Raw genomic sequence first — 11629 nt, forward strand, 5'->3', positions numbered from 1 at the left:
GATATCACTTTATTAATGAAATTAGTTAAGTGGGTTTATCATTCAACCATCGTAAATTCTATCACTCAGGTATAGCTATTACGAATAAAATGCGATTATGCCGAGGGTGTTAGTTCAACTTATGAGCGCTTTGCAGGCACAGATGATGGTTGCTGATGCGCCAGGACGATGCAATCAGAATATTGAGAAAGGTCTTATAAGATAATTCAAACCAAATATAAGAAAGGCGAACCTATGTTCGCCTTCTGTTTTCAACTACTTAAACCCATCCGGGTTCTTACTCTGCCAGTTCCACGTATCGCGCATCATCTCATCGATGCCGCGCGTCACGCGCCAGTCGAGCGTATTGTTCGCCAGTGACGCATCGGCCCAGAATGCAGGCAAATCGCCATCACGGCGTGGCTTAATTTCAAACGGAATCGCTTTACCAGACGCCTTCTCAAACGCCTTGATCATCTCCAGTACAGAGAAGCCTTTGCCGCCGCCCAGGTTAAAGGCCGTGTAGCCCTCAACTTTATTGAGGTGGTCCAGTGCTTTCAGGTGCCCTTCCGCCAGGTCTACCACATGGATATAGTCACGCAGGCAGGTACCGTCTGGCGTATCGTAATCACCGCCAAACACGCCCAGCTTCTCCAGACGCCCAATCGCAACCTGCGCAATGTATGGCAGCAGGTTGTTCGGGATACCCGTCGGGTCTTCACCAATTTCGCCAGACTCATGCGCGCCAACCGGGTTGAAGTAACGCAGGGCAATGGCCTTGAACTTCGGCTCTGCTTTAGCGAAGTCGCGCATCACGAACTCGGTCATCAGTTTAGAGGTGCCGTAAGGACTGGTGGTACCGCCAATCGGGGTGGTCTCAACGTATGGAACCGGTGCATCTGCGCCGTAAACGGTCGCTGATGAGCTGAAGATGAAGTTCCAGACGCCGGCGTTGCGCATCTCTTCCAGCAGTACCACGGTGCCTGCTACGTTGTTCTCGTAGTATTCCAGCGGCATGCGGGTTGATTCACCCACTGCTTTCAGGGCTGCGAAGTGGATGACGGCTGAAATGCTATTTGACGCGAATAAATCACGCAGGCAGGCACGGTCACGGATATCGCCTTCAACGAAGGTCGCTTTTTTACCCGCCAGTTTCTCAACGCGATTAATCGCTTCGCGTGAGGCATTGCAGAGGTTATCCAGAACTACAACATCATCACCGCGCTGCAACAGCGCCAGTACGGTATGGGAGCCGATATACCCTGCTCCGCCCGTTACTAAAATTGCCATGTGAGCTCCTTTCAATCTGCCGCGCAGAACGCGGCGAATTTATTACTTTTGTTTTGCGAGGATGGTCTGGATAGCTTCGCGGAACTCACGACCCTGCGTGTTACTGCGCAGTCCGTAAGAGACAAACGCCTGCATGTATCCAAGTTTACGACCGCAGTCGAAACTGTGACCGGTCAGCAGCGAAACATCAACGGTTTTGTTTTTGCTCAGGCTGGCAATCGCATCGGTCAGCTGAATACGACCCCATGCGCCTGGCTCAGTGCGCTCCAGTTCCGCCCAGATATCAGCAGAAAGAACATAGCGACCTACCGCTGCCAGGTCAGAGCTCAGTCCTGCAGTATCTTCTGGCTTCTCAACGAAATCGGTGATGGTGCTGATGTCACCTGGGTGTTCAATCGGCTCTGCAGTGGTGATCACTGAGTACTCAGTCAGATCGGACGCTGGCATATGCTGTGCCAGAACCTGGCTGTGGCCGGTCTCTTCGAAACGGGCAACCATTGCAGCCAGGTTATAACGCATGTGGTCCGCGGTAGAATCATCCAGCAGGACGTCTGGCAGCACCACCACGAACGGGTTATCACCGATCATTGGACGGGCACAGAGAATGGAGTGACCCAGGCCCAGTGGCTGTGCCTGACGCACGTTCATGATCGTTACGCCTGGCGGGCAGATAGACTGCACTTCGCTCAGTAGCTGACGCTTCACGCGTGCTTCGAGCAGTGCTTCCAGCTCGTAAGTGGTGTCGAAGTGGTTTTCTACTGCATTTTTAGATGCATGCGTGACCAGCACAATCTCTTTAATACCCGCGGCAACGCACTCGTCAATGATGTACTGGATCATCGGTTTGTCGACGACAGGCAGCATCTCTTTCGGAATGGCTTTAGTCGCAGGGAGCATATGCATACCGAGGCCCGCAACGGGGATTACTGCTTTAAGCTTGGTCATATTTATTCCGTTTAATAAAATGAAGATGTGGGTCGATTATGCAGGATCGGCCGGAAGTCCAAGTATAATCTTTATCTGAAAAGCGGACAGTAACTCTCTGTCATATCTTGGAAATTCGGCATTTTGCCCATTGCCAGATACGGCATAAACTGAATAAAGACAATCAGTAATCGAATATGACGACTGTGATCTGCAGCACTATCCGTTGGATGCCTGAGACCAGCCATAAATGAAAACGGGCGACCCTAAGGTCGCCCGTTGATATATCTGTGCAGTAATCAGAGCCAGCCTTCAAACCACTCTGGCATCACAAACAGATTAAAGTGATTTACCAGCAACATCACACCGACAAATACCACCGACACCGCCACCCACTGACGGGCATAAGGAATAAACCGAATGCCAATCACCGGCTTGATAAAGAACGGATGCGCCAGTGCAGAGATCAGGATCTGCGAGATAGAGAGCGTCAGCGCCACGTAGAGCACGTTAGGCCAGATAAAGGTGGTCGCCAGTACGGCCAGCACCACAATACTCGCCACAATGTTCCAGTAAAACTCTACGTTGGTCCGCCCGTTGGCCTGTGAAATCGCCCCGGTCAGGCCGCCCATCGGTCGCAGCATGCCAAACAGCAGCATTAGCGGGATCAGATGATAAACCTGCTCATGCGACGCACCATAAAGTACACGGACGATGACCGGCGAGAAGATACCAATCACCAGGTACATCGCGCTGCTGAACAACATGATCCCCAGCGTGCCCTTCAGGAACAGCTTTTTCAGCTGCTCGGCATCGTGCTGCTTTTCAGCAAAACGTGGCAGTGCCAGACGGTTGATCACCGGCGTGACCAGCTTCAGCGGTTGCAGTACCAGCTCTTTCGCCAGCGAGTAGACACCCAGCATCTCGGCACCCATCACTTTACCCACCACCAGCGCATCCGCCTGGGTACGCAGCTGATTAATAGTCTGCGAGCCGAGCTGATAGCTGCCGTAGCGAATGGCGCCGATAAAGGTCGCTTTGTCGAACTCCCACGTCGGACGCCATGACTTTTCGCCCAGCGCAATCATGCAAAGGATGCGGGTAAAGGCGTTGATAAACAGACCCAGAATCGCGGCTGCCACCGTGAGCGAGGTGAACTCCAGCATCGCCACGACACAGAGGAAGGCAAACAGCTTGGTGCCCATCTCAATCTTCGCCAGCGAGACCATCCGCTTGGTTTTGATGTAGTGCGCCTGATATTGGGACAGATGCCCCAGCACCAGGAAGTTCAGGCTGGTCAGCATGATCAGCCCGGTCAGCTCTGGCAGATGATAGAACCAGGAAACCGGGAAGGCGATCAGTAACATGATCAGACCGGTGCACAAGCTGAGTGAGACGTTCACCCAGTAGATAGTGCTCTGCTCACGACGAGTAATATTCTGGCGATGCACCAGATAACTGCTCATCCCCATATCCTGCAGCACACCCGCCACCGCCAGGATGGCGTTGATGATGGCTAACAGGCCCAGCTCGTGGGTTTCCAGTTTGCGGGCGAGAAAGCTCAGCTGTGCAACCTGCAACACTGCGGAAAAGCAGGTGCTGCCGAACAGCCAAATCGCCTGTGATTTAAATCCACTCACACCAGTCGCTCCAGAATCTGTGCCAGTTCGCCATAGGCGATATGCTGATTAAATTCAGTCTCAACTTTGTGACGTGCAGCTGCGACGACGGGCGCCACATCCACTTCGCCCTGAGAGAGCTTCAGCAGCGTTTCCGCCAGCGCCTCAGGATCATCCTCTTCCACCAGCCAGCCAGACACGTTGTTCTCAATCAGTTCCGGAATACCACTGTGGAAGGTTGAGACCACCGGCAGGCCCACCGCCATCGCCTCCATCAGTGCAACCGGAATACCTTCCATGTCACCATCTGCGGCGGTTTTAGACGGCAGCAGGAAGATATCGGCTTCGCTCAGTGCACGACGAATCTCCTCCTGCGGTTTGAAGCCCGGCATGCTGACGCAATCTTCCATCCCCTCGCGGGCGATGAAATCACGCATCATCTCATCCTGATCGCCATTGCCGATGATGGTGTACTGAAACTGACCGCCACGCTGCTTCAGGATGGCGCTGGCTTTGACCGCCACATCCAGCCCTTTCTTCTCGGTCAGACGCGCCACCGAAACGATACGCAGCGGCGTCTGGAACGCCTGCCGCGGCTGGAAGTTAAATTTCTCCGGTTCAATGCCCATACGCGTCACGTGAATTTTTTCCGGCGGACAGCCCATCTCGATCAGCTTGTTCTCCCACAGATGGCTGATAGGCAGCATCAGCTCACTCTGGCGGAACAGATTGACGTAATCGAGTTTGTGCTCTTCCAGAATGTGACGACGGGAAATATCGGCGCCATGAAACACGGTCGCCTGTTTACCCTTGAGCACGCCCAGTTCACGCAGCTTGTTCGCCAGCGCACCGGCATAGCCGAAATGCACCAGGAACACATCTGCAGTGAAGGTCTGCTTTGCATTCGCCACAATCGACGGCAGCAGCAGTTTACTGGACTGCGCGCCATAACGGCGCACATTCAGCGAACGCAGCAGCGACGGTTTGGTCACTTTTGGCAGCACCAGTTTGATACGCTGGTTCAGCTTATCGACAATTGAGATTTTCTCTTCCGGCAGCAGATAGTGCGTCTTCGCCGCCAGACCATACTCATCAAACGCGGCATGCCGGTTCACTAAATCGCCGGGAAAGACTGAAATGATCTCCACCTCGTAACCGGCATCAATAAAATGGGTTACCTGATTAAGTACGAATGTCTCAGAGGCAACCGGGAAACGCATGGTGAAAAAAGTCAGTTTCATCACATTACCCTAATACTTTGAGAATCTCTTCAGTGATCCGGTTGCCAATTTCCCTTTCATTCGCAACGGCCGTGTTGACCTTCAGCTTGATGTTGTCGTAATCGGCAAGGACCGTTTTTACCTTATCGATCAGCGAGCCATCCATCAGGCTTTTTACGTCGGTTGCCATCTGCGGCAGACCAAGCTGGTTCATCACACCCATCGACTTGTGCTCGTAGTTGATTGCCACAGCCGGGGTGCCAAAGTTCATGGAGATAATCGCCGAGTGCAGGCGGGTACCAATGGTCAGATGACAATGACTCAGCAGGATGCCCAGCTCCAGGTCATTAAACTCATCCATGATGACATGGTAATGTTCAGGCTGCGTCACGTGGTCACGCAGTGTCAGTGCGACCATGCGATCATCTTTGGCATAGCTGTCGATGCCGGTACAGGTTGAGAACGCCACAACCTGATAGCCTTCCGCAATCATGGCGTTGATGACCCGGCCAAATGCTGCTTCATACTCTTTCTGTGTGACACCCAGACGTTTATCAAACGGCGCCAGTTCACGCACGGTGATCGCGATGGTTTTACGACCATCGATAATGCCCTGCCAGTAGAGCAGGTTATGGCTTGGGTTTTCGACTTCACGCGCACGTACCAGGAAAGCGGTATCCACACCAGACGCCACTTTAGAGCTGGTCACACCATCGCGCTTCATCAGATCAAGGCTGACCGATTCGCGCAGCACCAGGCTGTCGACCCGATCAAAGACAAAATTCGCCAGCGCATTAACGCGCGGGTTCTGGAAAGGCCCCACCGAGTGACCAATCAGGTAGATCGGCTTTTTGGCCATCAGTGCACAGAGCGCATGGTCGAACTGGGTTACGCCATAGAGGTCAACGAAGAACGATCCGCCCACCTGAATAATCGCATCATATTTTTCCAGACTTTCCGTAAACGCTTTCAGGTGCGGTGGTACTGAGAAGGACTTAAAGATACCGCCCTTGCCCAGATGCGCCATCATGATATCGGGCATCAGGCGGTTCGCGACTTTACGTTTAAACGAACCGACCAGACCTTTACCAGACTTGCTGTTGTGCAGATACAGCGCATCCTGCTGTATATCCTGCTGGAGCAGATAACCGGAGCTGGTTGGATAACGGCTTATAACGTCAATCTCTAAATCACTCCGTGCAGACCGCATTGAATCAATCAGTCCACGAAGAATCGCGCCATCCCCGCGGTTCCCACACGTGTGGTTACCCACCAATAAAATTTTCATAAAAACTCCGAATGAATTTTTTTAATTCTGAAAGCCGCCCAGATCCGCAATGGGCAAAATGAACTCTGATTAAAAGTAATGCTTTACGGGATAACGCACCCAAAGGTAGTGCTTCTGTTGAAACCGGCCGCCTCCATTCTGGCGGCCGTTATAGACGCTGTTACGACTTAATCGCGAAGTAAGGCAGTGCAACCTGTTTCCCGTTGATTACCACGGAAACAAACCCTTCTGGCTTACTGGTATCAACCTGATCGGCTGAGATCGGACGGGAAGCCATTAACAGATCGCCCTGCTCGTTGGCACCGATACCCGCTTTGCCGTTGTGCAGGCTGAAGCGCTGTGGCGCGCGTTTCGTCGCGTCACCTGACGGTGGATTGCCCTTCTCCATTACCGCATTGACCCGCGCACAGCGCCCGGTCACAAAGCGATCTTTACCGGTGGTTTTCACCAGCACGGCAGCCGACGGCGTCCAGCCCGCCAGTTTGACGTAGAGATGCACATCGGTGTCATGCTCAGCCACATAGCGCACATCCACAATCGGGCAGCTGCCTTCGGCTGACCAGCTCGCTTCCGAGCGGTCTTTCTTACGCTGCACGTGGATTACCGCGCGGCCGCCGGTGGTCTTGTCGCCGATCAGGTTCATCAGCGGCTTATCACCACTGCCGTTACTGAATTGCGACTGACCGAAAATCTCGATCTCCCATGAATCCCCCACCGTCGGTGAGTAGAGGCTACCGAGATCAAACCAGGTTTCCTGATTCGTGTTGTTCTCTAAGCGCCAGCGCGAGGTGATGTAGTTGTACTTCAGGCTGCCATCCAGTGCGACGCCATAGGACTCAACGCGGGTAGAGCCCATTTCCCAGATGCTAAGCAGACGATCGCCCTGCATGGAGTTGTCAATCCAGCTGCCAGACTGGAGACTGGTCTGACGCATATTCAGGCGAGTGTTATGGGCGATAAGCGGATTCTTACAATCCTCAATGCTCAGCGCATCAACGATCCACTGGCCGTTGGAGAGATCGCCTGGGTTATCGCAGTGCTCAATCCAGCCGTTATGGATAATTGACTGACCGCAGCGCGGCAGGTTAAGGACTTTACCGCCACGACAGTGCTGCGCATTGAAGTTTGACAGCTCAATTGCGGTGCTGTGGTCCCATTTGCCCTGCTTCTGCCCTGACCAGCCCGATTTAATCACGTCGCCGCTGCAGCGAGAGGCGTACCACTGGTCAATTTTACAATCGAGGGTATCCTGCAGGCTGATGGCCGTGCCGCCAACGGCGTTAAAGCGCAGGCAGGCACCCCGGAAATATTGTCCGCCAGGACAGTTGTTATGGAAAAAGCCCTGCTGATTCGCACTCTTATCGCTGTTGCCATTAAAAATCAGGTTGGAAAGTTCAACGCGACGGGCGTTCATCTCAAAGACGAACGCTGACTTACCATCTGAGACAATTGTGGTCGCTGGAAAATAGCCGAAGTTCACCATCGCACCGGACATGCGGAAGAAGTTGAGATACTTATCGCCAAGGTTACAGGCTGAGACCATAAAGGTACCGGCCGGGAACTGGACGCAGATCTGCTGGTTAGCCTGCTGCGACCACTGGAACATCGCCATAATGGCGGGTGCCGTATCGGTTTTGCCATCGGCAATCGCACCGAAATCAAACAGCGTCAGGCGGTTAAAATCGTCTACCACACGACGCCAGGAGAACCCCTCACCGGCAAAATTCACACCGCCATCATTCTGGGCAGGCTGGAAGCTCCCGACAAACTCGCCGCCGCCAACTTCCCGTCCTTCATGCCAGCTTTTCAGCTTAACCTTGGCCCCTTCAAACAGTGGACGGGTTTTACGTAACTCCGCCACAGACGCAATCTCACCAATCAGCTGATAACCCGCTGGCTGCGCCAGGCGCTGACTGAAATCTGCAGCGCCCGGACGACTGACATCCGCAATGTTGAACAGCGTCTGACCGTTGCTGTCTTCCACCGTCATCGAATGCGAAGGATCGGCAATCAATGCGGCATTGTCCTGAATAAACTGGGTAAAATTGCCTTTATTCAGCGCGATGGGCTGCGCAATCTCAGACACCTTACCGCTGGCGTCACGCAGGAAGACCGGAATCTGGTTGCCAGGCTTACTGGCATCCGCACCCGCTTTACCGATCCAGAGTTTTCCTTCAAAGCTCTGCCAGAATTGCGGTGGCATCGCGTAGACATTTTCTGGCGTCAGGATCGGCACGTCGCCTTTCGGGATATTAGTGGCATCAACCGGCTTCAGGGCAATACCGTTACTTTTTGCAGCGTAGCTGGAAAAGGTGCTCACGGAGAGAGCCCCCACCAGAGCGGAGGCGGCGGTCTGTAAAACTTCTCTTCTTTTCATGCATCAATTCCCGTAGTCAATAAGGCCATTGGCCATGGCGGTGTCCCTGAGGCACGTCGCAAGTGAGCGTTTCCAGCTCCGGTTAAACCAATGACAGCCAGCTTTGCTTAATCTGGTTACCGTCGAATTTCAGCGCGGTTTGTTTGGTTTTTTCGCTCATGGCATAGAACAGGGCGTCATCGGTAGCGAGCTGCTCCATTCGTGCCAGAAACGTGGCTTTATCATTCATCGGAACCAGGAAACCGTCTTCACCGTGATTGATGATCTCCTGCGGTCCGGTCGGACAGTCATACGCTACAACGGGCAGTGACCAGGATTTTGCTTCCAGCAGCACCAGTGGCAATCCTTCATAACGCGAGGTCATCAGCGCCATATCGCTGTCACGGTAGTAGTCATTGATATTGCTGACCTTACCGACAAACTTCACGCTGTCAGTAATGCCCAGTACGGCGGCCTGATCGTGCAGCTGCTGACGCAGTTCACCATCACCGGCAATCACCAGCGTCCAGTCCGGATGGCTGCGTGCGAAGTCGCGCCAGATATCCAGCATCAGATCAAACCCTTTCTGGTTATCCAGACGGCCCACCGCCAGCGCCTGACGATGACGAGTCTGACGCTGAAAACCTTTGTAGACGACGGGGTTAGGAATTTGCTTGCTGGGAATGTGCCAGCGGCTGAACACCTGATGATCTTTGTCGGTCAGAACAATCACGCGGTCGTAGTAGCGCAGCAGCAGAAACTTGAGGAACTTGATCGGCTTGCTGAAGGAGTTAATGGCAATGTGCTCGCAGGCGTAGGCTTTGCCCCGTTTCTTCTTCATTGCCAGCAGATTCCAGAAGGCAAACATGACGCTCAGACGCCCCATGCTGATCAGGAAGACGGTATCGAAACCCTCTTCGTGGATCCGGGCTACCGCGCTTTTAATGGGGTTGCTCTGCCCTTCGAAGCTGACAATCTGTCTGACATGTTCAAACGGATAAAAAGTCTTACCACTGCCTTCAAGCGAGTAGATGGTGACGTCATGTGTTTCGCCAAGACACTCTGACATGAAGTTACAGATGTTCTCGGTGCCCGCATACGAATAAGCATCTTTGATCACCAGGACAATTTTTTTCATGAAACGCTATCCACCTCAAATAATAAAGACAATCCTGCCGACAGGCTCAACGATGCTTAAGGGTAAACAGCACACCATTCACCATATACCAGGCGTAATAGTAATAGATTTTTAACGGATTGTTTTTATAGATAATTCTTAATAATTCAAGGTGCCACTGGGCTGCTTTGTTCTTATTGCGAGAAAGGGAATCGCCTAATTCGTAATAGTTGACAAGAATCGTCTGAATTACCCGTGCCTGCTTATAGCGGGTGAATAATTCATACAAAAACAGGAAATCTTCATGACCTTTGCGCTGGAAGAAAAGTCCCTGTGGCGGACGACGGAAACAGACAGAGGAGAAGCAGACGCGATACTGCTTTTTCACAAAGTTGTCCTGCTGCAGGTAAGGCTTTCCGTAGGTAATGTCGTGCTCAGCCTTGCGGGTTTTATAGTGATATTCGGTAATCACAAAATCATCACCGGCGGCGATAGCAGCTACCTGCTGGGTCAGCTTATCCGCATGCCACTCATCATCGCTGTCAAGAAAGGCAATAATCTCTTCAGTGGCCGCGCGCAGTCCGACGTTGCGGGTCTCTGCTGCGCCCATGTTGACCGCGTTATCCAGAATGGTAATGCGCGGATCCTGACAATGCTCCCGCACAAATGCCAGCGAGTCATCAGTGGATTTATCGTTGACCAGATAGAGGTGCCAGTCGGTATAGTGCTGATTGATAACCGATTGCACAGCGCGTAACACGGTCTGACGGGCATTGTACATAGGCATAACAATGCCAACGGTTCCAACAGAAGTATTCATCTTCAACCCTGAATGTAAACGAAAAGAGAGGTGCTCCTGGTATCAGGAGCAGAGCGAGGCGCAGTGCGCGTCAGGAGATCGCTTTCTCACCGCCAAAACGTGCTTTGACCTTGTCTTTAACCCGGTTCATAAAATAAGCACGGTTGTCTTTATTGGTGAGGAAGAAGTAGCGAGCAAAGCTCAGGCTCGCCATCAGCGACTTACCGTCCATTTTGTAGCGCAGCGGCAGCTTAAAAGCTTTGTAGGTGTGGATATCACGCGGGGTAAGATGCGGCTTCATGCTATCAAGCCAGAACATCGAGTAGTTCACCGATTCGCCTTTATGTTTTGAGCCAAATTTTGTGACCAGGTGGTAGTTAGCCAGCGGTGCGGCGATCATCACAAAGTCATAGCCCATGCGGTCGGCACGAATGCAGAAATCATAATCCTGATGACGGATGTAGCGGGTATCGAACTGAATTTTCGCCGCATCTTCCCGTTTCAGCACAATCGTGCTGGTCTGGATAAAGCCATAACAGCCGAACAGATACTCAGCGACGGTTTCATTTTTGCCTGGTGGCTGCATTGGCATCACTTTCAGGAATGTGCCGTCCTGATAGATATTTACCTGGCTGAAAATAACGACATTCTTTTTACCCTGTGCGTCCAGTTGAGCAATTTTTTCACTCACCTGCTGCAGTTTGTCCGCCGCCCACTCATCATCGGCGTCAAGAAAACTGACATAATCACCGGTCGCCAGCTCAATGCCTTTGTTACGTGCACCGGCCCCGTTGAGTTTGACCTCAGAAAGCACCAGATTGATGTCGAGATCCTGATAGCGTTCGCTGCGAACGACCTCCGCCAGCGCGGCGGCATCTGCAGACTTATCATCCACGATGATGACTTCGAAATTACGATACGTTTGTGCTTTAACGCAATCCAGCGTCGTGACAATCGATTCTGACGCGTTATAAGCCGGAATTACGATGGAGAAACGAATGTCCTTCATTGCCAGCACCTCATTAAAAAGTTCAAAA

At 52.5% G+C, this 11629-nt stretch carries 9 protein-coding genes; all 9 read right to left on the reverse strand.

Annotated features, from left to right (window positions below; all coding sequences use genetic code 11):
• Positions 1–255: 255 nt before the first annotated feature.
• The 9 genes from galE to Q7C21_RS01170 all read right to left on the reverse strand — a co-directional run bounded on the left by galE (position 256) and on the right by Q7C21_RS01170 (position 11601).
• Positions 256–1269, reverse strand: a complete 1014-nt coding sequence (gene galE, locus Q7C21_RS01130; protein ID WP_110411255.1) for a UDP-glucose 4-epimerase GalE — start codon at positions 1267–1269, stop codon at positions 256–258.
• A 42-nt stretch (positions 1270–1311) separates the two neighbouring features.
• Complete coding sequence (gene galF / locus Q7C21_RS01135; RefSeq protein ID WP_004571293.1) at positions 1312–2214, reverse strand: UTP--glucose-1-phosphate uridylyltransferase GalF; 903 nt, start codon at positions 2212–2214, stop codon at positions 1312–1314.
• Positions 2215–2492: 278 nt separating this feature from the next.
• A complete protein-coding gene (locus Q7C21_RS01140) occupies positions 2493–3833 on the reverse strand; it encodes a lipopolysaccharide biosynthesis protein (protein WP_004571292.1) in 1341 nt (446 codons plus the stop codon).
• On the reverse strand, positions 3830–5053 hold the full coding sequence (locus Q7C21_RS01145) for a glycosyltransferase (RefSeq protein ID WP_004571291.1): 1224 nt from the start codon (positions 5051–5053) through the stop codon (positions 3830–3832). Before Q7C21_RS01145 ends, Q7C21_RS01140 begins: the two co-directional genes overlap by 4 nt.
• A gap of 4 nt (positions 5054–5057) precedes the next feature.
• The gene (gene wcaK / locus Q7C21_RS01150) at positions 5058–6320 is read right to left on the reverse strand and encodes a colanic acid biosynthesis pyruvyl transferase WcaK (protein WP_008926077.1); all 1263 of its coding nucleotides are present in this window, start codon (positions 6318–6320) and stop codon (positions 5058–5060) included.
• Positions 6321–6480: 160 nt separating this feature from the next.
• Positions 6481–8697, reverse strand: coding sequence for a phage tailspike protein (locus tag Q7C21_RS01155; RefSeq protein ID WP_110411253.1), 2217 nt, complete (start codon positions 8695–8697; stop codon positions 6481–6483).
• 82 nt (positions 8698–8779) lie between these two features.
• Positions 8780–9814 (reverse strand): glycosyltransferase, encoded by a 1035-nt coding sequence (locus tag Q7C21_RS01160; RefSeq protein ID WP_004571288.1) that lies wholly within the window; start codon positions 9812–9814, stop codon positions 8780–8782.
• A gap of 46 nt (positions 9815–9860) precedes the next feature.
• On the reverse strand, positions 9861–10613 hold the full coding sequence (locus tag Q7C21_RS01165) for a glycosyltransferase family 2 protein (protein WP_039659802.1): 753 nt from the start codon (positions 10611–10613) through the stop codon (positions 9861–9863).
• A gap of 70 nt (positions 10614–10683) precedes the next feature.
• Positions 10684–11601 (reverse strand): glycosyltransferase family 2 protein, encoded by a 918-nt coding sequence (locus tag Q7C21_RS01170; protein WP_140033227.1) that lies wholly within the window; start codon positions 11599–11601, stop codon positions 10684–10686.
• Positions 11602–11629: the final 28 nt, after the last annotated feature.

Origin of the sequence: Pantoea sp. ANP04 (assembly GCF_041982285.1) — a bacterium.
In the GTDB taxonomy this organism is placed as follows: Bacteria; Pseudomonadota; Gammaproteobacteria; order Enterobacterales; family Enterobacteriaceae; genus Pantoea; species Pantoea eucalypti.